Genomic DNA, 23,982 nt, shown 5'->3' with positions numbered 1-23,982 from the left:
ATCTGTTCTCCTTTATTGCTTATATATCTTTGTACAATATCACAGGAGCTTGATTTTTTGTATGTTCTCCGATAAATTTTTCCATCCACACCATATCATACCAACGTCCAAACTTGTATCCGCACTGATGAAATGTACCCACCATATGATAGCCAAGCCTCTCATGGAAATGCACGCTGTCCTTGGTCAGATATTCATCATCTATCTGTGGATAGCCTATACAGGCATTGACATTTAATATTCCCTGTTTCTTAAGTATTTCCTCAAGCCTGTCATAAAGCAGCCTTCCAATGCCCTTTCTCTTCTGCATCATCTTCTGTTGCTGTGCGTATTGAAATCATTTGTGTGTCTCCTGTTGTGTTACTATTATTCTATCTTACTGCATATCAATGTATCCCGGATCTTCCGGCATAATGATAGCTGCTATGATATATGCGATAAGTCCGCTTCCACCTGCAAGAGTAAATATAACCCACGCAAGACGGATAACTGTCGGATCTACATCAAAATAGTTTGCAATGCCTCCACATACTCCACATACTTTTCTATATAATACTATTATCGTTAAATATAAACAAGTATATTCGCATGTTAATTCACCGCATATTTTTACAGCCGCAGATGTGCTTCTTGCTCATATCCGTACTGTGGTGTTATTCTACCTACATCGTAGACACGGCTGGATTCTCCAGCCTCCGTATATTCGCAATCCGCACTTGCGTGCTACTTGCTCATATCCGGACATTCGTCAAAAAGAAAACCCGTGGTTCACACGAGTGTGACCACGGGTTATCTTTTTTCCTCATTGTCTACGATTACATCATGCCCATTCCGGCGCCGGCACCGGCTGGCATTGCAGGAGTGTCCTCTTTGATTGTAGCTACTGCTGACTCTGTTGTGAGGAGTGTTGAAGCTACTGATGTTGCATTCTGTAATGCACTTCTTGTAACCTTTACAGGATCAAGGATTCCGCTCTCAACCATGTCTACATACTCTTCTGTAGCTGCGTTGAAGCCTGTTCCAGGAGCTGACTCCCTTACCTTGTTGATGATTACTGCACCTTCAAGTCCTGCGTTTGCAGAGATGTAGTAAAGCGGAGCCTCGAGTGCTTTAAGGATAACCTTTGCACCTGTCTTCTCATCTCCCTCAAGAGTATCAACAAGCTCTGCAACCTTCTTTGATGCATGGATATATGCTGATCCACCACCTGCGATGATTCCTTCCTCGACTGCTGCTCTTGTAGCGTTAAGGGCATCCTCCATACGAAGCTTAGCCTCTTTCATCTCAGTCTCTGTTGCAGCACCTACACGGATAACTGCTACACCGCCTGCCATCTTGGCAAGACGCTCCTGTAATTTCTCTTTATCAAACTCAGATGTTGTCTCATCAATCTGACCACGAATCTGGCTTACTCTGCCTGCGATAGCTTCCTTGTCTCCGGCACCGTCAACGATAACAGTGTTCTCCTTCTGAACCTTAACTGACTTAGCACGGCCAAGCATATCGATTGTTGTATCCTTGAGCTCAAGTCCAAGATCAGAGCTGATTACCTGACCACCTGTAAGGATTGCGATATCCTCAAGCATTGCTTTTCTTCTGTCACCATATCCAGGAGCCTTTACAGCTACTACATTGAATGTACCACGAAGCTTGTTAACGATAAGTGTTGTAAGAGCCTCGCCCTCAACATCCTCAGCGATGATAAGGAGTCTTGCACCGGCCTGAACAATCTTCTCAAGTAATGGAAGAATATCCTGGATGTTAGAAATCTTCTTGTCAGTAATAAGGATATATGGATCATCAAGTACTGCTTCCATCTTATCCATATCTGTGCACATATATGCTGAGAGATATCCTCTGTCGAACTGCATACCTTCTACAAGGTCAAGCTCTGTCTGCATTGTCTTTGACTCTTCAATTGTGATAACACCATCGTTTGTAACCTTTTCCATAGCGTCTGCTACGAGATTACCAACCTCCTCGTCACCTGCTGAGATAGCTGCTACCTTTGCAATCTGCTCCTTGCCTTTAACCTTCTGACTCATATCCTTGAGTGCCTCAACAGCCTTGTCTGTAGCCTTCTTCATACCACGACGAAGCACGATTGGGTTTGCTCCTGCCTCAAGGTTCTTCATTCCTTCCTGAACCATTGCCTGTGTAAGAACTGTAGCTGTTGTTGTTCCGTCTCCTGCTACATCATTTGTCTTTGTGGCAACTTCCTTGACAAGCTGTGCTCCCATGTTCTCGAAAGCATCCTCAAGCTCAACCTCTTTTGCGATTGTAACACCATCGTTTGTGATGAGTGGTGCACCGTATGATTTGTCAAGTACTACGTTTCTTCCTTTTGGTCCAAGTGTTACTCTGACTGTATTTGCTAATTTATCTACTCCAGCTCCAAGTGCTGCTCTGGCTTCTGAGCCATATTTAATTTCCTTTGCCATGATTTATACGACCTTTCTATATATATTGATATTTAAATTCAAGCTGTAAGCTGCTATGACCGGATATGTAAAACGTACCGGATATTTAGCTTCTATCTGTAAATTACTCTACTACTGCAAGAATATCGTTCTGTCTTACGATGATGTACTCTTCTCCGTCAAGCTTAACCTCTGTACCTGCGTATTTAGAATAAATAACCTTCTGTCCGACTGTTACCTGCATCTTAACTTCCTTGCCGTCAACCATTCCGCCAGGTCCTACTGCTATAACCTCAGCCTCCTGTGGCTTCTCCTGTGCTGAACTTGTAAGGATTATTCCCGATTTTGTTGTCTCCTCTGCTTCTAACTGCTTTAATACTACTCTGTCTGATAATGGAACTAATTTCATTGTATTGCCTCCTTTTATCTCTGTTAGCACTCATTTCTTTTGAGTGCTAATTTCTTTCTGTAAATAAAATATCACTATTGCATTTCAATGTCAACAGTGATATTTCATTTTAATATTTATTTTACATTTTCTATATTAATCCGTAATGCTTTAACGCATTTTTCACACCATCATCTGAAATATCCGATGTGACATATTCCGCAATTTCTTTAACCGGTGGCATTGAGTTGCCCATGGCGATTCCATGTCCTACGCTCTCAAGCATTTCAAGGTCATTCACACTGTCGCCTATCGCATAGGTTTCGTCAAGCGGGATATCCAGATGCTTGCACAGCCATTTGATGCCGGTAGCCTTTGAGGTTCCCTTCGGCACAAACTCCACGACATTTTCCACATGCTCAAGTATCAGAAAATCGTCGGCAAACTCTGCCTTCACACGCTCATAATCAGTACCGTCTATCACGTCAGCTGAGAATTTATTAATTTTTATCTCGCCGTCATATCCTCTTATTATATGTGCATGCTCACCAAGTGACTCAAAAAGATAGTCCACATACGGGTCATCCTCAAAGCCCTCGTCATCTATCCAGTAGTCTGTGGAGCCCTCAAGCACTACAGGCATTTTGCACTCTGAAAGCACCCTTATGACCTTTTGAACCATATCTGCGCTCAGGTCATTTTCGTATATTACTTTGCCATCCATTTCAATATAGTTGCCACATGCCGCAATTATTCCATCAAACCCCATATTTAATAGCTTCTCTGATCTCACACTGGCTCTGGCACGTCCTGTACAGATAAATGCCAGATGTCCGTTTGCCTTGAGGGCTGCCACAGCCTCTATTGTGCTTTCTGGAATTACCATGTCATCGTCCCATATTGTTCCGTCTATATCAAAAAATACTGTTTTTCTCATTTGCTGCTCCTAATATCTTCATTATCATGTCAAACACTGCTATCTTATCATCTTATAAATCAAATTTCAATCTGTTTATCTACAGTAAAAACCCCGGTGCATTGCACCGGGATTTTGATATAAAATGTATGAAATAAAATTTATTAAGGAGAATTGCTATAATAATTAGTTACTGTACTGAGAGATATGAGTATCCCATGAGACTCTCATCAACCTCTCTGGCAGCCTCACGGCCCTCTCTGATAGCCCACACTACAAGGGACTGTCCACGATGGTTGTCACCTGCCACATATACGTTTTTAACGTTTGTAGCGTAATGACCCTCCTGTGTACTTACGTTTGTTCTGGCATTGAGCTCTACACCAAATGCCTTTGCCACGTAGCTTTCTGTTCCAAGGAAGCCTGCTGCTATAAGTACAAGCTCTGCAGGAAGCTTTTTCTCTGTTCCCTCTACCGGAACCATCATAAATCTGCCTGTCTTCTCGTCCTTTTTACTCTCAAGACTTACAATTGTAAGCTCCTTTAAGTTGCCGTTTTTGTCCTTGTGGAACTCTTTTACGGTTGTCTTATAGATACGTGGGTCATGTCCGAATACTGCAATGGCTTCCTCCTGGCCGTAGTCTGTTTTTAAGACCTTTGGCCACTCAGGCCACGGATTGTTTGCAGCACGCTCTGTAGGCGGACAAGGCATCATCTCAAGCTGTGTGACTGATTTGGCTCCCTGTCGGATTGCTGTTCCGACACAGTCGTTTCCTGTGTCACCGCCACCGATAATGACTACATTTTTGCCCTTTGCAGATACAAACTTGCCATCTGTCAGGTTTGAATTTAAAAGGCTCTTTGTATTCTGGGTAAGGTAATCAACAGCAAAGTAAATACCCTTTGCGTCTCTTCCGTCTGCCTTTATATCTCTTGGATTTTTTGCACCACAGCAAAGGATTACCCTGTCATACTTCTTGTAAAGCTCTGCCGGCTTTATATCCTTTCCTACATCACATCCTGTGACAAAATGAATGCCCTCTTCCTTCATTATATTAACTTTTCTGTCAATAATGCTCTTATCAAGCTTCATATTCGGAATACCGTACATGAGCAGTCCGCCTACGCGGTCCTCTCTCTCATATACTGTAACCTCATGGCCTCTCTGGTTCAGCTGATCTGCTGCCGCAAGTCCTGAAGGGCCGGAACCAATGATTGCTACCTTCTTGCCTGTTCTTACCTTTGGTGGCTTTGGAGCTGCATATCCGTTTGCATATGCAGTCTCTATTACACCGTGCTCATTGTCCCTGACAGATACCGGACTGCCCCAGTGTCCGCATGTACATGCCTTCTCGCACAGTGCCGGGCAGACCCTTGATGTAAACTCAGGGAAATTATTGGTCTTGTGCAGACGATTGTATGCCTGCTCCCAGTTGCCGGTGTATACAAGGTCGTTCCACTCCGGAACAAGGTTGTGCAGAGGACAGCCTGATGTCATGCCTGCTATTGTCATTCCCGCCTGGCAGAAAGGAACTCCGCAGTCCATACAACGGGCAGCCTGTTTCTGCTGATTTTCTTTTGAAAGGAATACATGGAACTCGTTAAAGTTCTTAATACGCTCCTTTGGCTCTACAGACGCTGCTTCGCATCTGTCATATTCCATAAATCCTGTTGGTTTTCCCATTATCTGCGTCCTCCTTAGCCTCTTGTGCTGGCATAAAATGCCTCAATCTGTGCCTGCTCTGCGTTAAGACCTTTTTCTTCCATCTGTACAATGGCCATCTGCATACGGTTATAATCGTAAGGAATAACCTTCTTGAACTTAGGAAGATACTCACTGAAATGATCAAGGATTTCCTTGCCCTTTTCAGAGTTTGTAAGTGTTACATGCTCTTTTATCATTTCCTTAAGCTCTAATACATCGTACTTATTTGAGACCTCCTCAGTAAATACCATCTGCTTGTTGGTTCTCATGTAAAGGTCATTGTCCTCATCAAGCACATATGCTATTCCGCCGCTCATACCTGCAGCAAAGTTTTTTCCGGTCTTTCCAAGGATAACTACGCGGCCACCTGTCATGTACTCGCAGCCATGGTCACCGACGCCCTCAACTACTGCTGTTGCACCGGAATTTCTTACGCAGAAACGCTCACCTGCAACACCGTTTATGAAGGCTTTACCGCTTGTAGCTCCGTAAAGCGCTACGTTTCCGATGATGATATTATCATCCTTCTCAAACTTTACTCCTGCAGGTGGATATACGATGAGCTTTCCGCCTGAAAGTCCCTTTCCGAAGTAATCGTTTGAATCTCCGACAAGCTCAAGTGTAAGTCCCTTAGGGATAAATGCTCCAAAGCTCTGTCCGCCTGCACCGTTACATTTGATAACAAATGTGTCGTCATCCAGCGTATCGTCATATTTCTTTGTAATCTCAGAACCAAATATTGTTCCGAGAGATCTGTTTGTATTTGTTACCTCAATCTCAATCGCACGCTTTTGTCCGCTCTCAAGTGCGCTCTTAAGCTGTGTCATGATCTCAGTCATATCCTTTGTCTTTGAAAGCTCAAAATCATATACCTGCTTAGGATCGAAGATAACACTCTGCTTTTTGCCGTCAAACGGATTATTGAGCATGCAGTCAAGGTCAATCTTCGACTGTCTCTCGCTTAAGTTGTCACGCTTCTTTAAGAGATCTCCACGTCCTACGAGCTCATCTACGGTCTTTACGCCGAGCTTTGCCATATACTCACGAAGCTCTTCTGCGATGAAACGCATGAAGTTCTCAACGTACTCCGGCTTTCCTGCAAAGCGCTTACGAAGCTCAGGGTTTTGTGTGGCAATTCCTGCCGGACATGTATCTAAGTTACATACTCTCATCATTACACAGCCCATTGTTACAAGCGGAGCTGTCGCAAAACCGAATTCCTCAGCTCCAAGACATGCTGCTATTGCCACATCACGGCCGCTCATGAGCTTACCGTCTGTCTCGATTCTTACCTTATTTCTAAGACCGTTCATAAGAAGAGTCTGGTGTGTCTCTGCAAGTCCAAGCTCCCATGGAAGTCCCGCATTGTGGATTGAACTGCTAGGTGCGGCTCCTGTTCCTCCGTCGTAGCCTGAGATAAGTACTACCTGCGCTCCGGCCTTTGCAACACCTGCCGCAACAGTTCCTACACCGGCCTCAGAAACGAGCTTGACTGAGATTCTTGCATCTCTGTTTGCATTCTTTAAGTCGAAAATAAGCTGCTCCAGATCCTCGATAGAATAAATATCGTGGTGTGGTGGTGGAGAGATAAGTGCAACACCCGGTGTTGAAAGTCTTGTCTTTGCAATCCAAGGATAAACCTTCTTTCCAGGTAAATGTCCACCCTCACCAGGCTTAGCACCCTGTGCCATCTTAATCTGAATCTCCTGTGCGCTTGTTAAGTATCTGCTTGTGACACCAAAACGTCCTGAAGCAACCTGCTTGATTGCTGAACAGCGGTTCTTTCCGTCTTTTCCGATTGTGAGACGATCCTTATCCTCTCCACCCTCACCGGTATTTGACTTACCGTGCAGATGGTTCATGGCAATGGCAAGTGTCTCATGTGCCTCCTTGGAAATAGATCCGTATGACATAGCACCTGTCTTGAAACGTGTCACAATTGAATCAACGCTCTCAACCTCCTCGAGCTTGACGCCCTTCTTAGGATAGTTGAAATCCATGAGTCCACGGATGTTTGTATTCTTCTCTTCCTCATCCACAAGTGCTGTGTACTGCTTGAACATATTGTAGTCACCGCGCTGTGTAGACTGCTGGAGGAGATGAATTGTAGCCGGGTTGTACAGATGGTCATCTGCACCGCTTCTCATCTTGTGTCTGCCCTTGCTGTCAAGTGTAACATCAGTCTCAAGTCCGAGCGGATCGTAGGCTGCTGAGTGAAGCTCATTCACATCGTTCTCAATATCCTGTAATGTGATTCCACCGATACGGCTTACTGTATTTGTGAAATACTTGTCAATAACGCTCTTGTCAATACCGATTGCCTCAAAAATCTTTGAGCCCTGATATGACTGGATTGTTGAAATACCCATCTTTGCTGCAATCTTTACGATACCTGTGATGATCGCATGGTTGTAATCATCGATTGCTGCATAATAATCCTTGTCAAGCATATGCTCGTCAACAAGCTGCTTAACTGTATCCTGTGCCAGATAAGGGTTGATTGCACTCGCACCAAAGCCAAGCAGTGTAGCAAAATGATGAACCTCTCTTGGCTCTCCTGACTCAAGGATGAGTGAAAGTGATGTTCTCTTTTTTGTCTTTACAAGGTACTGCTGCAATGCAGCAACTGCAAGCAATGAAGGAATTGCAACGTGGTTCTCATCAACACCTCTGTCTGAGAGGATAATAATGTTGGCTCCGTCCCTGTATGCACGGTCTGCCTCTATATAAAGTCTGTCTACTGCTTTCTCAAGACTTGTGTTCTTGTAATATGTGATAGGTAAAACCTCTACCTTGAAGCCATCTGCCTTTAAATTTTTAATCTTCATAAGGTCAGTGTTTGTAAGGATAGGGTTGTTAATCTTAAGTACACGGCAGTTTTCCGGCTTCTCCTCAAGCACGTTTCCGGCCTCACCGATATAGAGTGTGGTTGATGTGACAACCTCCTCACGGATTGAATCGATAGGCGGGTTTGTTACCTGTGCGAAGCGCTGCTTAAAGTAGTTGAATAACGGCTCCCTGTTACCTGATAAAGCTGCAAGCGGTGTATCGGTACCCATGGCTGCTGTGCCCTCAACACCATTTTTAGCCATCGGAAGGATTGAATCCTTGAGTGACTCATATGTGTAGCCGAAGGCTCTCTGCATTCTCTGGCGCTCTTCCTTTGTATACTCAGGTACTCTCTGGTTAGGAATCTTTAAATCCTTAAGATTTACCATGTATCTGTCAATCCACTCACCATAAGGCTGCTTGTCAGCATATCTCTCCTTAAGCTCATCATCATCTATGATTTTTCCTGCGACAGTATCTACAAGAAGCATCTTTCCCGGGCGGAGACGATCCTTTTTCACTATCTTTGTAGGGTCAATCTCAAGCACTCCGACCTCAGATGAAAGGATGAGATAGTCATCATCTGTCACATAGTAACGTGATGGACGAAGTCCGTTTCTGTCGAGCACTGCTCCGACTAAATCACCATCTGAGAATACGATTGAAGCCGGGCCATCCCATGGCTCCATCATTGTAGCGTAGTACTGGTAGAAATCCTTCTTCTTCTGGGTCATGATTGAATTGTTTGCCCATGGCTCAGGAATCATTATCATAACAGCAAGAGGAAGCTCCATACCACTCATTACCAAAAATTCAAGTGCGTTATCGAGCATCGCTGAGTCAGAGCCTGCTGCATTGATAACAGGTAAAACCTTCTGGAACTCTTTTTTAAGCTTTGGAGACTCCATGTTCTCCTCACGGGCTGACATCTTGTCAGAGTTTCCAAGAATAGTGTTAATCTCACCGTTGTGTACGATAAATCTGTTTGGATGAGATCTCTCCCAGCTTGGGTTTGTATTTGTAGAGAATCTAGAATGTACTGTGGCGATTGCTGACTCATAATCAGGATCCTGTAAATCCATGAAGAACTGTCTGAGCTGCTCCACAAGGAACATTCCCTTATATACGATTGTTCTGCTTGAGAAGGAAACTACATATGTATTATCGTTTGACTGCTCAAAAACACGTCTTGCAACATAAAGCTTTCTGTCAAATTCAAGTCCTCTCTCAACATCCTCAGGTCTCTTTACGAAGCACTGCATGATGCAAGGCATACAATCTCTTGCCTTTTTAGAAAGCTTGTCCGGCTCTGTAGGTACCTGTCTCCATCCGAGGAATTCAAGTCCTTCCTTCTCTACGATAACCTCAAGCATCTTCTTTGCCTGAATAGTCTTGAACTCATCATTAGGGAAGAAAAACATTCCCACACCGTAATCTCTCTCATCTCCAAGCTCTATTCCAAGAGGCTTTGTAACCTTCTTAAAAAACTTATGAGAAATCTGAAGCAGGATTCCGACACCGTCTCCGGTCTTACCGTCAGCGTCTTTTCCGGCTCTGTGCTTTAAGTTCTCAACAATCTTTAAAGCATTCTCGACTGTCTCATGTGTTTTGATACCTTTGATATTTACTACTGCACCAATTCCACAGTTATCATGCTCGTAGCGAGGATCATACAATCCCTTAGCTGTGGCTGTGCTTTCATTCCATTGTTTACTCATAGGTTCTTCCTTTCCTAGTGTAAATTTGTTAACGGATAACTTATTAAGAAGTGAATCATTTCCTGTTTATGATTTTACAACTATGAAAGCCCAATGTAAATAGTTTTTTTCTTGATATTGTCTGATTATTCGACAACTTAATATTATAAAGTTATTTTTCTGATTATATTTGTATTTTTATCTTATTTAAAAGGGTATACGCACAATTCGCCATTTAAAATCCAAAAACTTTTTTCAATAAAGCAAGGTATATAACGCTGTTTCAGTAAATTGTGTCTGAATTGTGTGTGCTTTATAGTAGTTTTTCTTGTCTGATATCAAAAAAATCAGCTATACTTTTTATTGTATAGCTGATCATCATGACAATTAGTAAATATTCTCCCCGCGCCGCTCACATTTACAAAGCTGCACGATACTTGTACTTTGTCTACACTCCGTTTCGCTCCACGCTAGACAGCTCATTCTGAGTGTTTTAAATAATAACCACACAGCACAGCACCAACACCAAGACATATGACAGATACCACCCACGCCATAACACTGCCATCAACAGTCCACTTCAAAATACCTGTCTCCGTCCTTATGACAGCAAACGCATTGGCGGTGATATGACCAATCACGGCCGCATACACATGCGCTGACTTATACATAAAGGTTGCAAGCACAAGGCCAAGTAAAAACGCATAGACAAACTGCACTACATTAAAATGAATGAGTCCAAACAAAAGCGCCGACAAAAATACCGCCTGCGGCACATTCATTATTTTGCGCATATTTCCAAATACAATGCCTCTGAAAACAAGTTCCTCCATAATCGGAGAAAGAATCGCCGAGCCAATCAGCTCAAGTGCGAGTGTACTTGCGTAAAAGCTCTCATTCGCCTTGGCATACCCTTCTGAAAGCCCGATAAGCGGTGACATGGTGATGATATTGTTGAGCGCAAATGAAATAAAAAGTGTGATCACAATCACCCGGAGCACATTTACAAAAAGCGCCCTGTCAAGCTTTGGTTTTTCGACAAACATCTGCTGCGTCGGCTTATAGCTCGCAAAATACATAAATGGTATTGTAATTGCCGCAGATATTATCTGCGCTATCATATATGTCGAAGCGGTATGTCCGATAAACGCAAAAATAAAGTACATCGTACTTAGAAAAACAATGTAGTAAAGCACAATCGGGACAATTATCTCCCACACTATCGCTCTTAATTTTAAATTCTTATTCATGAAATCCCATTCCTATCTACAGTTTATAACTACTGTTTATAACTCTTGTTCTCAATACATTGCTCTGCAGCTTCATAAAAGCTAATCAAAAAACTTAGAAATCACATCAGGAAGCTGTCTTAAATCATCTATCACAGCTTTTGCCCCGGCACCTACCATCTCATCCACATCGCCAAAACCAAAGCTTACCGCTATGCTTGGCACATTGACACGGTTTGCTCCTTCAATGTCGAACATAGTATCTCCGATTAAGCACATTTCATCCCTTGGAATGTCTGCCCATCGGCGCATCACTTCATTAAGCACCTCCTCCTTGGTATCAATCCTGCCGTCAAATGTAGCTCCGACCACCTCATCAAACATATCCCGTATACTAAAATGCTCCAAAATACGCTCACATGATTTTTCCGGCTTCGATGATGCAAGTCCTATCCTATAGCCTGCTCCTTTAAGCTCCTCTATGCATTCCTTTACTCCCGGAAAAAGCGAGCATTCAAATATACCTGTTTTGTTATAGCGCTCTCTGTACTTTTCGACTGCTTCAAGCGCCTTTTCCTTTGGAAATCCGTAGTGCTCCATAAATGTGTTTATGAGCGGCGGACCTATAAAGAAAAACAGGCTGTTTCTGTCCGGCTCATCTACGCCAAAGTGCGAAAGTGCATACTGCGCTGACTTTGTGATGCCCTCTGATGAGTCAATCAGTGTTCCGTCAAGATCAAATAATATTGCTTTCATTAGTTATCTCCATTGCTCTATATTTATTGTAAGTTCAATTAAAATGCTAGGTCAGTATCTCATTTAACACTCGTCCGACAGCATCGGCAAACTCGTTGATGCTCTTTATCTTCACGAGACTTCTGCCGAATATCTTTGTTGCAAGCTCACTGTCATGCGCACTTCCCATGAAGATGCCGATTACGTCTATTCCATAATTTTTAAGCCTCTGCACCTCATTTACAGTATCCTTAACAGCAAGAGCATCGGTGTACTCCCTGTCCTTATAGAATGCACCCTCTCCTGCTATCTGATCATCCTGGGGGCTTGCATCCGAAAACATAAAAAGCAGCTTTTTAGGCTTTTGGCTCTGCTCCATCAGATGTGATGCAGCGCGCAGAGCAAGACCATCCCTGTTATTTCCTGCTGCGACATAACGAAACAGCTCATCCTCCACACCATAGTCATCATATTCCTTAAAAATATGCATCACCGTGTAGCCTCTTATGCTACAATATGAATAAATCTGCACCGGTATGCCACAATTAGTCAGACTCTTTGACAGTACATATGCCTGTGCAGCTATATTCTGCTGCAGCTGCTTTCTGGAAGACGACGCATCCATAAGGATGTCGACAGAAAAGCCCGGTGTTTCCACCTCATCTTTTCGCTCAAACACACGCGGATTGTCCAGATACAATGCCTTCCACACACTCGCAGGCTTTATCCTGCCGTGCGTTGTGGCATCCCAAAATGTCTCATCCGCTGTCTCCAAGTGCATTCTAAGGCTTTCTGTTAGTCTCCTTATACTGTTTTGATACACTGCCCTGTTTTTTTGAAAATGCTCTTTGTTTTTGTCGTATTGCAGGGCTGTCTCTTTTGTAAATTCAAGAATCTCCCTGCGCTCTCTTTTATTGTCAATCTCATCAGGCACAGTCTGCTTTTTCACCGGCGCAACACCTCTGGTAAAAAGCAGATGACAGTTTTTATGATTTCCTACACAGAGCTTTTTCTCTATCTCTTCTTGCTGCCTGTTGGAATACATGCTTTCTCCAAAACAGGCTGACACATACCGCTTCGCTTCTACAGGGTCCTTCTGCAGTGAAAACTGCATAAGATATCTCTTTGAATGCTCCATAGACAAAGCTGTACCGTAAGACGATGACTTTTGGTCATAAAAATTTTTAGCTCTGACATACTGTGTGCTGACCTTTCCTACGGAGTGAAATGCCCCGGCTACCTTCTGTAAGAAATATATGCCCTGCGGCTTTGCCACCTTTAACGGCTTGTACGAGAAATACTTCCACAGGATTTCTCTCGTTTTTGCTATAATCTCATCAGTCGTCATATCAGGCGTAAAACAAAAAGCACGCAACAGCTCTTCATCCTCCTGCCCAAGCTTTGATGGCTTTCCAAGTATCTTTCTGCAGTGTGCATTTCTGATCGTATCAATCCTCGAATACTCTCTGTTTTTATTGGCTCCTGCAAGACTCTTTTTCGCATACTCAAGCCTTAAATCATATAGTGCCGGTCTCGTTTGCCTCTCCTTTTCATACAAGGCATTTTCCAGCCCTATCCACAAAAGTCCCTCATACAGCGCAGCATTTTTGCCTGTAAGCTGATTAAAAAAATCATCTATCTTGTCCTGCTCATACCATTTGTAGGTCAGACCGATTATCAGATTAAGGTAAATATCCGCAGTGCCATCCGGTGCAAATGCCAGAAAAAGCGGCTCTATGTCATAATCACAGGCCGCCATCCATATGAAATTTCTTGCTCTTTTTGCTTCCTTTATATCCTGTTCTTCCATATGTCCATTCCCTCATATGTCACAAGCCCCTATTAACAAAACAGCTGCTCTCTGCTCATCTTCCTTGAGATTCTTGCACGGATTGTGTCACGGATAAGAGTCTGCTCATACGTATCAAAGCTCTTGTTGGTTATCCCCATATCAAGGGCTGTATATACATTTAAGCCCTTTTCCATCATACCTATTGAGCCGATGAGACCACGCAGATCAAGTGCCTTTGATGATATCTCACCACTTTCACACTTGGCATGCAGCTCAAGAAATACCTCAGCAAGCTCATTTGCACCAGCCTCACGTATTGCAGGATAATGCGTCTTTATGAGCTTTACAAGGCTCTCCTTCGAAATCATAGGCATCCGGATTACCGCAAAACGCGATACAAGAGCCTCGTTTAGCTCCTTTGTACCGGCGTAGCCGTAATTCATCGTGGCAATAAATCTTGTTGCCGGGTGAAGAGTCAGTCTGTCATAGCCCGGCACATCTATTGTATGTCTGAAATCAAGTGTGGCATGAAGAACTGCCATAGCCTCACTTTTTGCCATATTTATCTCATCAAGCACTGCAAAGCCGCCGGTTTTTGCCGCTGTATACACAGGTCCCGGTCTGAAGGTTACCTCTCCTGCACTAAACGTATCTGTTCCGATAAGTGATGCTGCATCCATATTTACGTGGAATGACACATCCCAGCGCGGGCGGTTAAATACACCTGCCAGATTTTCTGCGAAAAGATTCTTTCCTGTGGCCTTTTCTCCGACTAAAAGCAGATTTTCTCCACACAAAACGGCTGTTATAGCCTGTTCCCATACATCGCTTCCGTAATAAAACTGTGCAGGCACAGGGATTCTCGACTCATACTCCCTGTCCACCGGATACTGTGAGCGAAACCCTTCAATTTCCTTAATCAGATTTTCCGAAATGCCAAGCTCTCTTAATTTATCCAACAAGCTCATCGCTTCCTTTCATATCAGGTATTATCTTACTTCTTCACGCCCTTGGTGTCACGGTTTGCAATGTGCAGCCTGTGAAGCGCCACCTGCTTGCCCTTTACCTCGACCTCTTTTTCCTCCTGGTCATTAAGCAGATAAATGTCAGTAAGCTCATCCTCTCTGTCAAGCCTCATTCCCCTGACACCAACCGCTGCCTTTTTCTTTTCAGGAATAGTGCCACAGTCGATTCGAAGGAACATCTCCTTCTTTGAACGCATTACCATTGTAGCATTCTCTGAAAGCATGTCAACAAACAACAGCTCATCATCATCCATAAGCTTTGTGGCCTGCGAGGTCTTTCTTGTAACCACAAACTCAGCACCATCAACGAGCTTTATCATAGCTGACTTCGTGCCGAATATAAGCGTATGCTTTTCGACATCCATAAGAGGCGCTATAAATACTATGTCCTCCTTACTGCTGTCATAGTTGCTTACATTGTCAATAGGTGTGCCCTTGTCACGGAATTTGCCGTAAGGCAGGTCTAACACCTTGACAAGGTGCATGTTTCCGTTGTTTGTGAAAATACACAGCTTATCTATATTTTTAACCCTTAGTATCAGCTTGTTCTCTGCGTCCGCTGTCTCTTTGTTTCTCTCATAGGTTGAAGTATCCACTGTCTTCACATAGCCGAAGCGATCCATAAGCAGCACTACATCCGATACCTCAAGCTCTTTTTTGACTACAACTGCTTCCTCCAGATTATCAAGCTCTGTGCGTCTGTCCCTTGCATGCTCCTTGCGGAATGCTTTAAGCTCCTTCATAATGACCTTTGCCATGGATGAGCGGTGCTCAAGAATATCGCTGTACTCTGCAATCTTTGCCCTGGTCTCCTCGTGCTCCCTGATAAGAGCCTCAATTTCCAGTCCAATCAGCTTGTACAGACGCATTTCAAGAATAGCAGTTGCCTGACGCTCAGTAAAGCAAAGCTGTGCTGCCATGGCTTCTGAAGCCTTTGACTTGAATTTAATGCCGTCTGTCACTCCGTTTATGAGACATGCCTTTGCCATTTTCTGGTCACGGCTTCCTCTTAATATTTCTATAATCAGATCTATCACGTTGCAGGCCTTTATAAGTCCCTGCTGTATTTCTTCTCTCTCCTGCTCCTTTGCAAGAAGTGTCTCATACTTTCTCTTTGCAATCTCATACTGGAAATTGACATGATGCCTTATGATTGGCACAAGACCAAGCGTCTCCGGTCTTCCGTTAGCAACTGCAAGCATATTTACACCGAAGGTATCCTCCAGCTTTGTCTTTTTATATAAGAGGTTCTTAAGAGCCTCAACATCAGCACCTTTTTTGAGCTCTAAGACAATTCTTATTCCCTCTTTCGATGACTGGTTTGTTATATCCACAATATCCGTTGTCGCTTTTGACTCGACAAGTGAATAGACATCATTTAAGAATTTTCCTATATTGGCACCAATCATTGTGTAAGGGATTTCCGTAATGACAAGCTTGTCCTTTCCGGCCTTGCCCTTCTCTATCTCGACTCTTCCACGGATTTTTATCTTTCCCTGTCCGGTCTCATATATTGCAGCAAGATCTGCCTGATTGGCCACAATGCCTCCTGTCGGAAAATCAGGTCCCTTTATATACTGCATCATCTCAGCGGTCGTGATGTCAGGATTCTTCATGTAGGCAATCACGCCGTCCACTACCTCACCAAAATTGTGTGGCGGAATGCTTGTCGCCATGCCGACCGCTATACCCTCTGCTCCATTTATCAAAAGGTTTGGCACCTTGACCGGAAGCACCTCAGGCTCTTTTTCTGTCTCGTCGTAGTTCGGAATAAAATCAACCACATTTTTGTCAAGATCAGCAAGATATGCTTCCTGTGTGATTTTTTGAAGTCTCGCCTCCGTATAACGCATGGCGGCGGCTCCGTCTCCCTCGATTGAGCCAAAATTACCGTGTCCATCGATAAGCGGCATGCCCTTTTTGAAGTCCTGTGCCAAAACAACCATCGCATCATAGATTGATGAATCACCATGTGGATGATATTTACCCATTGTATCACCGACTATACGCGCACTCTTTCTATATGGCTTGTCGTACCTGATACCCAGCTCATGCATATCATAAAGTGTACGCCTCTGTACAGGCTTAAGCCCATCGCGCACATCCGGCAGGGCTCTTGCTATGATTACACTCATCGCATAGTCAATATATGATTTCTGCATCAGCTCCGAATATTCGGTCTGAATTATATTGTTGTCTACATTGTTATCTATATTTCTATCCATGTCTTTCTCCGATTATAAATACTGCGTAACTATTCAGAACCACTGAGAACCAAAAGCTGCTGCGTCATGCCTATACATCAAGCTCCGCGTCATGCGCATGCTCGTATATGAACTCTTTTCTCGGTGGCACATCACTACCCATAAGCAGTGAAGTCACATCATTTGCCAGACGTCCGTCCTCTATTTCAATACGCTTAAGCATCCTTGTTGCCGGATTCAGCGTGGTATCCCATAGCTGGTCCGCATCCATCTCTCCAAGACCCTTGTATCTTTGCAATGTAAACTTGCCTGTATGTGTCTTTCTGTACTTGTCAAGCTCTGCATCGTCATACAGATATTTTTCCTCGCCCTTTGACGGAATAGCCTTGTAAAGCGGTGGCATGGCAACATATACATGCCCCTCCAGAATCAGCTCCGGCATAAACCTGAAGAAGAGAGTCAAAAGCAGTGTAGAGATATGCGCTCCATCCACATCGGCATCGGCCATAATAATGATTTTGTCATAGCGAAGCTTTGTTATATCAAAATCATTTCCATAGCCTTCTGAAAATCCGCAGCCAAACGCATTTATCATTGTCTTTATTTCTGCGTTTGCGAGCACCTTATCAATACTTGCCTTTTCAACGTTCAAAATCTTACCTCGAATCGGCATGATTGCCTGGAACATACGATTTCTTGCCATCTTTGCTGAGCCTCCTGCCGAATCTCCCTCGACTATAAAAATCTCACACTTTGAAGCATCCCTGCTCTCACAGTTTGCAAGCTTTCCGTTTGAATCAAAGGAGAACTTCTGCTTCGTGAGCAGATTGGTCTTTGCCTTTTCCTCAGCTTTTCTAATCTTTGCAGCTTTCTCGGCGCATGATATTACCGTCTTTAAAACCTCAAGATTCTTATCAAAATAAAGCGGTACCTCATCATTTGTCACCTTTGCAGTCGCACGATTTGCATCCTGATTGTCAAGTTTTGTCTTTGTCTGGCCCTCAAATCTAGGGTCAGGATGCTTGACTGACACTACCGCAGTCATACCATTTCTGACATCGGCACCATTAAAATTCGCATCCTTCTCCTTTAATATGCCAAGCTCTCTGGCATATGAATTGATAATACCTGTAAACGCAGTCTTAAAGCCTGTAATATGAGCTCCGCCCTCAGAATTGTATATATTGTTGCAAAAACCAAGAATATTTTCATGGAACTCGCTTGTATACTGGAAAGCCACCTCAACCTTTATATTCTCGCTCTCTCCTGTAAAGTAAATGACATCATGCAGCTTTTCTATATTTTTATTCAAGTCCTTTACAAAACCGATAATACCCTCAGGCTCATGATACTCAATATGCTCTGTCTCATCGCCTCGTTTGTCCTCGTATATGATGGTAAGCTTCGGATTGAGATATGCAGTCTCCTTCAGTCTGTTCTTTACATCCTCTTCCTTGAATCTTGTCTTCTCAAAAATCTCCGGATCAGGCAGGAAATTAATCCTTGTTCCTGTCTTTTTGGTTTTACCTAAAGTAGGAAGCAGGCCATTTTCAAGCTCTACGACAGGAACACCCTTTTCATATCTGTCATGGTGGATAAAGCCATCTCTGCTTATCTCCACATCCATATATGTTGATAGTGCATTTACTACAGATGAGCCTACTCCATGCAGACCTCCGCTTGTCTTGTATACAGAATTGTCAAATTTACCTCCGGCGTGCAGTGTAGAAAATACAACACGCGCTGCAGATACACCCTTTGCATGCATACCTACAGGTATTCCACGTCCGTTATCCTCTACCGTACACGAACCGTTTTTTTCGAGAGTTACCCTTATAGTATCACAGGCACCAGCGAGATGCTCATCTACTGAGTTGTCCACAATCTCATATATCAGATGGTTTAGTCCCTTGGTCGTAACACTTCCTATATACATACCGGGTCTTTTTCTGACTGCCTCAAGTCCCTCTAAAATTGCTATGCTCTTCTCATCGTATGTTTGCTTCTTAGCCATACTTGTCTCCTACTTCTTTAAATTGCGTAATAAATTCTATTATCTGCCCTGTCTGCTATCCTTGATATGTGCTAACACCATCGTAGCTATTTTGAATATCATAGCATCATCAAAGGTTCTGATATCAAGGCCTATAGCCTTCTCAATACGCTCAAGCCTGTACACAAGCGTATTTCTATGCACATAAAGCTGTCTTGCCGTCTCCGAAATGTTCAGATTGTTCTCGAAGAACTTAGAGATTGTCGACATTGCCTCCTCATCATTAAGTATCTGCGGTACCTCATCACCAAATACCTCATGGATGAACATCTCGCACAGGCTCATCGGAAGCTGATAAATAAGTCTTCCTATGCCAAGCCTGTCGTATGCCATAATTTCCTTTTCCACATAAAAAAGTCTGCCAACCTCAAGAGCCATCCTGGCCTCCTGATAGGACTCTGCAATCTTTGGAAGAATATCTGTCGGATTACCATAGCCCACCCGTACCTTAATCATAGCTTCTGCAAGCAGATTGTCAACCAGGCTTCCGGCAATTGATGCAAGCTTTTCCTGAAGCTTACCCGGATCTATGTCCTCCACATCCTTTACCAGCACGGCATTATGCTCATCCATTGCCACCACAAAATCACCGCTTCTGATATCAGCCAGATTCTTTACAAGCTCAACAGCTATCTCATTGCTATTCTTTCCGGTATCTATAACATATACTACTCGTTTTCTGTTTTCTATATGTAATTTCTTGGCACGGTTTATTATATCAGAACCAAGCATATTGCCAAGAAGAATATTCTGAATAAAATTATTTCTGTCAAATCTCTCCGACTCACCGAGTACAAGTGTACGAAGCTGACAAACCGCCATCCTGCCTATTACAAGATTTTCACTCGTATATGGACATATCATGACAAGCACGTACTCAAGCTCTGAATCAATTTCAACCGCAAATGCGATTGCACCGTTTTTTTCCCTAACATCCTCTTCGGATACTATAAACTCCTTCACAAAAATATCGCTATGTTCAGGTTCTTCCACCGTACCTGTCAGATGCTTTCCCTTGGCTGAGTATAAAATCGCATCAAACGAAGTAATATTTTTTATTTCCTCAAGTGATTTTTTCAGTTTCTGATTCGTAATCATATTCTTATCCTCTCATTACTGTTCTGATGCAAGCCAGTAAAAAGCCTCCACACGACAGGAGCCATAACATTGCTATATTTAACAGCGTAACTTAACTATTCAAAACCATACCTTCGCGTCAGAACCACACATTTGCGAAAGAAAACCGGGTGTAAATTATACACCCGGTCTGTCAATTTACAACTATTTAATTTTAACGAACTAGTTGGTAATTGTCAATTCAGTTTCTTTATCAAATACATGAATCTTGTTTGGATCAAATGCAAGCTCAATGTGATCACCGTAACGAGCCGGTGTATCTGAATCAACTCTTGCTGACATATTTGCACCTGCAACTGTGAAGTATAATAATACCTCTGCACCAAGTAACTCATATCCTGTAACATCTGAATCAATCTTGCATGAAGCAAATTTATCAAGATGCTCTGCTGAATCGTAGATATCCTCTGGTCTGATACCGAATACTACGTTCTTTCCAGCATATCCGCCATCGATAAGCTTCTTAGCCTTTGCCTCAGGAAGCTCAACCTGATATTTGTCAAATTTAAGGAATGCCTTTGCTCCCTCAACAACACACTGAGCATCTACAAAGTTCATCTGTGGTGATCCGATAAATCCTGCAACGAACAGGTTGTTTGGCTGATTGTAAAGCTTCTGTGGGCTGTCTACCTGCATGATAACACCATCTTTAAGAACAACGATTCTTGTTCCAAGTGTCATAGCCTCTGTCTGATCATGTGTAACGTAGATAATTGTTGCACCTAATCTGTTATGTAATGAAGAAATCTCAGATCTCATCTGTACACGAAGCTTTGCATCAAGGTTTGATAAAGGCTCATCCATAAGGAATACCTTTGGATTACGAACGATTGCACGACCCATGGCAACTCGCTGTCTCTGTCCACCTGAAAGAGCCTTTGGCTTACGGTCTAATAATTTCTCAAGGTCAAGGATTCTTGCTGCCTCCTCAACTTTTGCCTTAATCTCATCCTTTGGAACTTTTCTGAGCTTAAGTCCAAATGCCATGTTGTCAAATACTGTCATATGTGGGTAAAGAGCGTAGTTCTGGAATACCATTGCGATATCACGATCCTTAGGCTCTACGTCATTCATAAGCTTTCCGTCGATGATAAGCTCTCCTGAAGAAATCTCCTCAAGACCTGCGATCATACGAAGTGTTGTTGATTTTCCACATCCTGAAGGTCCTACGAAGATGATGAACTCTTTATCTTCTACTTCAAGGTTGAAATCCTTAACTGCCTCAAATCCGTTTGGATAAACTTTGCAAATGTTCTTTAATGATAAACTTGCCATTTTAAAAATACCTCCTAAGTATTATGTACATATATGTAACTGTTCAGTGTCCTGACTGTCTGTTACCTTGTTTCTTTGTATCTTTATAATACAAAACTTATCGTCAATTGGCTATCGTCAATCCGCCAAATAATTTAACAGGTTGTTGTCATTATGACGAAACACAGTCTGATATCAAACCACTTACAGGGCGATTACCGCAATAAACGTACTACTTACAGCTTAGAATATCCAAAACCATTGACCATAGCCTCAATCGGCAGCCCCTTCTTACAGAATGGACACTCAGTAACAGGATATGTCTGATAGTTTACCACATCATCATCATCAAACAGCTTATCAATCTTCACTCCATTGACCTCATCGATGGTTGAGAATATGGATGCAACACATGTGACCATACCGCCATAATAATTGATACACTCCATTGCTCTTCTGATCGTCTCACCTGTTGTGGTGGTTGCAAGAAGAAGCACCACATGCTTGCCATCAACAGCACCCTTATTGTTATCCCTGAAAAGCATCTGTCCGTTGTTAATCTCAGGAGATACAACGTAAATTGTCTCGTGCTTATTCACAGACATAAGTCCGTTTCTCTCAATCTCCTGGCTTAAGAATGCACCAATCATTTCTGTTCCATCCATACATACAATTGTATCTATATATGAATGATGCGGCACCTTGGTGTAAAGAGCCTTTGCTGCCTCCTTAGCCTCAGATACACGGGTCTTGATACTTGTCACATCTACATAATAATTAATATGCGAATGACTTGTAGCGAAATGTCCCGGTATAGCATGCAGATTTAAGCCTGCACTCTCCTTTGATTTAAATTTTACAATACGATTTTCCATGATGAGTCCCCCTTTTCAAGTAAAGATTAGTTTTAGTTGTAACTATGTGCAACTATATATATGTATAACTACATATGGTTATTTAGCTCCCTATATATTTACGTATATATTTATCTAAATATTTATCCATATCTATATATATCTTTGAATCATTATACAGTTTCCTATATTTATGATTAATTGGCTCCGGTAGAGCCAAATCCACCGGCACCACGCTTCGTGTCTGAAAGTTCTGATACCTCATTAAACTCAACAGCCAGATATGGCATGACCACAAGCTGTGCTATACGATCCCCGGGATTAATAGTGCGCGCCTGCGTGCCATCATTGTGAAGAGCCACAATATACTCTCCTCTGTAGTCACTGTCACACACACCAACACAGTTTGCCGGGCGCAGAGCCTGCTTTGCTGCCAGACCGCTTCTTGCAAAGACTGCTCCGAAATATCCGTCAGGTATCTCTATCGAAAGTCCTGTTCCTATCTTTGCTGTCTCATGCGGCTCTATAACAACCTCCTCTGTAATATCGGCATACAGATCATAGCCTGCTGCATATTCACTTCCCCTTGTAGGGATTTTTGCTGTGGTTGTCAGTTTTTTTATATTTATTTTCATTTTATAATTTCCTCTGATGCTATTTTTATATGACTGTCTATCGTCATATAATCACTAACCTATGAACTAATTATTTCCACTCAAGACTGGAGTGCTCAATCTTCTTATCACGAAGCATAAGCTCAGAAACAGCCTCCTTTGCAGGCTTATCCTCAAAAAGCACTCTGTTTACTTCCTCGATAATAGGCATTCTGACATCATACTTCTTTGCAAGGGCAAGCGCTGCCTTTGCAGAATAGATGCCCTCTACAACCATCTTGACCTCTTTTGTTGCTTCATCCATTGTATAGCCCTGGCCTATGAGCATTCCGGCCTTTCTGTTTCGGCTGTGGCGGCTCTCACATGTAACAATAAGGTCACCGATGCCTGTCAGTCCAAAAAGTGTCTCTGCCTTTGCTCCCATCTCAATTGCAAGCACAGATATCTCTGCAATTCCTCTTGTGATAAGTGCTGCCTTTGTATTATCTCCGTAGCCCAGTCCGTCTGCCATGCCTGCTGCAAGTGCTATGACATTCTTGAGCGAGCCTCCAAGCTCCATTCCAAGCACATCAGGACTTGTATACACACGAAATACCTCATTCATGAAAAGATCCTGTACTGTCTCGGCCGTCTTCTGTGTACCTGCTCCTGCAACTACTGTTGTAGGAAGCATCTGTCCCACCTCCTCAGCATGTGAAGGTCCGCACATTACAGCCACATCAGCGCAAGGTATCTCCTCCTCTACCACATCAGATATGGTCATAAGAGTATTTTCTTCAATTCCCTTTGCCACACAGACAATAATCTGTCCATCCTTCACGAAAGGAGCCATCTTTTCTGCAGTACTTCTGGTAAATACAGACGGTACCGCAAGCACAAGTATATCGTTATTTTTGATTGTTTCCTCAAGATCTGTTGTAAAAGTAATGCTGTCCGGAAGCTTTACTCCCGGAAGCTTATCAATATGCTCATGCTTTTCTTTAAGCATCTCTATCTCGCTCTCCACGATTGACCATATTTCAACAGAATGTCCGTTATTTGCAAGCACCAGGGATAATGCTGTTCCCCAGCTTCCTGCACCTATAATACCTACTCTACTCATTTCCTATGCCTCATATTATATATAATTT

General features: G+C 43.0%; 18 protein-coding genes. All 18 read right to left on the bottom strand.

Going from position 1 to position 23,982, the window contains the following annotated elements:
- Positions 1-19: 19 nt before the first annotated feature.
- A complete protein-coding gene (locus tag ACW6PM_RS06675; protein ID WP_456056633.1) occupies positions 20-313 on the bottom strand; it encodes an N-acetyltransferase family protein in 294 nt (97 codons plus the stop codon).
- 63 nt (positions 314-376) lie between these two features.
- Positions 377-559, bottom strand: a complete 183-nt coding sequence (locus ACW6PM_RS06670) for a PspC domain-containing protein (RefSeq protein ID WP_456056707.1) — start codon at positions 557-559, stop codon at positions 377-379.
- A gap of 256 nt (positions 560-815) precedes the next feature.
- On the bottom strand, positions 816-2,441 hold the full coding sequence (gene groL, locus ACW6PM_RS06665) for a chaperonin GroEL (RefSeq protein ID WP_456056632.1): 1,626 nt from the start codon (positions 2,439-2,441) through the stop codon (positions 816-818).
- Between the two features lie 103 nt (positions 2,442-2,544).
- Complete coding sequence (locus tag ACW6PM_RS06660; protein WP_015516725.1) at positions 2,545-2,829, bottom strand: co-chaperone GroES; 285 nt, start codon at positions 2,827-2,829, stop codon at positions 2,545-2,547.
- A 130-nt stretch (positions 2,830-2,959) separates the two neighbouring features.
- On the bottom strand, positions 2,960-3,745 hold the full coding sequence (locus tag ACW6PM_RS06655; RefSeq protein WP_448755078.1) for a Cof-type HAD-IIB family hydrolase: 786 nt from the start codon (positions 3,743-3,745) through the stop codon (positions 2,960-2,962).
- 169 nt (positions 3,746-3,914) lie between these two features.
- Positions 3,915-5,408, bottom strand: coding sequence for a glutamate synthase subunit beta (locus ACW6PM_RS06650; protein WP_330021546.1), 1,494 nt, complete (start codon positions 5,406-5,408; stop codon positions 3,915-3,917).
- A gap of 14 nt (positions 5,409-5,422) precedes the next feature.
- A complete protein-coding gene (gene gltB / locus ACW6PM_RS06645) occupies positions 5,423-9,976 on the bottom strand; it encodes a glutamate synthase large subunit (RefSeq protein WP_456056631.1) in 4,554 nt (1,517 codons plus the stop codon).
- Positions 9,977-10,434: 458 nt separating this feature from the next.
- A complete protein-coding gene (locus tag ACW6PM_RS06640; RefSeq protein WP_456056630.1) occupies positions 10,435-11,205 on the bottom strand; it encodes a CPBP family intramembrane glutamic endopeptidase in 771 nt (256 codons plus the stop codon).
- Positions 11,206-11,286: 81 nt separating this feature from the next.
- Positions 11,287-11,940 (bottom strand): HAD hydrolase-like protein, encoded by a 654-nt coding sequence (locus ACW6PM_RS06635; protein ID WP_456056629.1) that lies wholly within the window; start codon positions 11,938-11,940, stop codon positions 11,287-11,289.
- Between the two features lie 46 nt (positions 11,941-11,986).
- Positions 11,987-13,729 carry a hypothetical protein gene (locus ACW6PM_RS06630; RefSeq protein ID WP_456056628.1) on the bottom strand — a complete coding sequence of 581 codons (1,743 nt, stop codon included), beginning with the start codon at positions 13,727-13,729 and terminating at the stop codon, positions 11,987-11,989.
- Between the two features lie 32 nt (positions 13,730-13,761).
- A complete protein-coding gene (locus tag ACW6PM_RS06625; protein ID WP_456056627.1) occupies positions 13,762-14,679 on the bottom strand; it encodes an AAA family ATPase in 918 nt (305 codons plus the stop codon).
- 26 nt (positions 14,680-14,705) lie between these two features.
- Positions 14,706-16,961: a DNA gyrase/topoisomerase IV subunit A gene (locus tag ACW6PM_RS06620; RefSeq protein WP_456056626.1), complete on the bottom strand. Its 2,256-nt coding sequence runs from the start codon at positions 16,959-16,961 to the stop codon at positions 14,706-14,708.
- A 70-nt stretch (positions 16,962-17,031) separates the two neighbouring features.
- Entirely contained in the window at positions 17,032-18,954 is a 1,923-nt protein-coding gene (locus ACW6PM_RS06615; RefSeq protein ID WP_308668804.1) for a DNA gyrase/topoisomerase IV subunit B, read from the bottom strand.
- Positions 18,955-18,993: 39 nt separating this feature from the next.
- Positions 18,994-20,091: a PucR family transcriptional regulator gene (locus ACW6PM_RS06610; RefSeq protein ID WP_456056625.1), complete on the bottom strand. Its 1,098-nt coding sequence runs from the start codon at positions 20,089-20,091 to the stop codon at positions 18,994-18,996.
- Positions 20,092-20,292: 201 nt separating this feature from the next.
- Positions 20,293-21,405: an ABC transporter ATP-binding protein gene (locus ACW6PM_RS06605; RefSeq protein ID WP_308650072.1), complete on the bottom strand. Its 1,113-nt coding sequence runs from the start codon at positions 21,403-21,405 to the stop codon at positions 20,293-20,295.
- A gap of 215 nt (positions 21,406-21,620) precedes the next feature.
- A complete protein-coding gene (locus tag ACW6PM_RS06600) occupies positions 21,621-22,259 on the bottom strand; it encodes a type I phosphoribosyltransferase (protein WP_308650073.1) in 639 nt (212 codons plus the stop codon).
- A gap of 176 nt (positions 22,260-22,435) precedes the next feature.
- Positions 22,436-22,873, bottom strand: coding sequence for a dUTP diphosphatase (gene dut / locus ACW6PM_RS06595; RefSeq protein WP_308650074.1), 438 nt, complete (start codon positions 22,871-22,873; stop codon positions 22,436-22,438).
- A gap of 70 nt (positions 22,874-22,943) precedes the next feature.
- Entirely contained in the window at positions 22,944-23,954 is a 1,011-nt protein-coding gene (locus tag ACW6PM_RS06590) for an NAD(P)H-dependent glycerol-3-phosphate dehydrogenase (RefSeq protein ID WP_443753736.1), read from the bottom strand.
- Positions 23,955-23,982: the final 28 nt, after the last annotated feature.

The sequence above is a fragment of the Agathobacter sp. genome, from assembly GCF_977054825.1.
This window is presented reverse-complemented; position numbering and strand designations above follow the sequence as displayed.

Excerpts from the sequence above, each read along its gene's own strand:
- ACW6PM_RS06660 (WP_015516725.1), bottom strand. The coding sequence starts at position 2,829 with ATGAAATTAGTTCCATTATCAGACAGAGTAGTATTAAAGCAGTTAGAA.
- ACW6PM_RS06620 (WP_456056626.1), bottom strand. The coding sequence starts at position 16,961 with ATGGATAGAAATATAGATAACAATGTAGACAACAATATAATTCAGACC.
- ACW6PM_RS06610 (WP_456056625.1), bottom strand. The coding sequence starts at position 20,091 with ATGATTACGAATCAGAAACTGAAAAAATCACTTGAGGAAATAAAAAAT.
- ACW6PM_RS06590 (WP_443753736.1), bottom strand. The coding sequence starts at position 23,954 with ATGAGTAGAGTAGGTATTATAGGTGCAGGAAGCTGGGGAACAGCATTA.
- ACW6PM_RS06655 (WP_448755078.1), bottom strand. The coding sequence starts at position 3,745 with ATGAGAAAAACAGTATTTTTTGATATAGACGGAACAATATGGGACGAT.
- dut (WP_308650074.1), bottom strand. The coding sequence starts at position 22,873 with ATGAAAATAAATATAAAAAAACTGACAACCACAGCAAAAATCCCTACA.
- ACW6PM_RS06675 (WP_456056633.1), bottom strand. The coding sequence starts at position 313 with ATGATGCAGAAGAGAAAGGGCATTGGAAGGCTGCTTTATGACAGGCTT.
- ACW6PM_RS06625 (WP_456056627.1), bottom strand. The coding sequence starts at position 14,679 with ATGAGCTTGTTGGATAAATTAAGAGAGCTTGGCATTTCGGAAAATCTG.
- ACW6PM_RS06640 (WP_456056630.1), bottom strand. The coding sequence starts at position 11,205 with ATGAATAAGAATTTAAAATTAAGAGCGATAGTGTGGGAGATAATTGTC.
- ACW6PM_RS06630 (WP_456056628.1), bottom strand. The coding sequence starts at position 13,729 with ATGGAAGAACAGGATATAAAGGAAGCAAAAAGAGCAAGAAATTTCATA.
- gltB (WP_456056631.1), bottom strand. The coding sequence starts at position 9,976 with ATGAGTAAACAATGGAATGAAAGCACAGCCACAGCTAAGGGATTGTAT.
- ACW6PM_RS06615 (WP_308668804.1), bottom strand. The coding sequence starts at position 18,954 with ATGGCTAAGAAGCAAACATACGATGAGAAGAGCATAGCAATTTTAGAG.
- ACW6PM_RS06635 (WP_456056629.1), bottom strand. The coding sequence starts at position 11,940 with ATGAAAGCAATATTATTTGATCTTGACGGAACACTGATTGACTCATCA.
- ACW6PM_RS06650 (WP_330021546.1), bottom strand. The coding sequence starts at position 5,408 with ATGGGAAAACCAACAGGATTTATGGAATATGACAGATGCGAAGCAGCG.
- groL (WP_456056632.1), bottom strand. The coding sequence starts at position 2,441 with ATGGCAAAGGAAATTAAATATGGCTCAGAAGCCAGAGCAGCACTTGGA.
- ACW6PM_RS06605 (WP_308650072.1), bottom strand. The coding sequence starts at position 21,405 with ATGGCAAGTTTATCATTAAAGAACATTTGCAAAGTTTATCCAAACGGA.
- ACW6PM_RS06600 (WP_308650073.1), bottom strand. The coding sequence starts at position 22,259 with ATGGAAAATCGTATTGTAAAATTTAAATCAAAGGAGAGTGCAGGCTTA.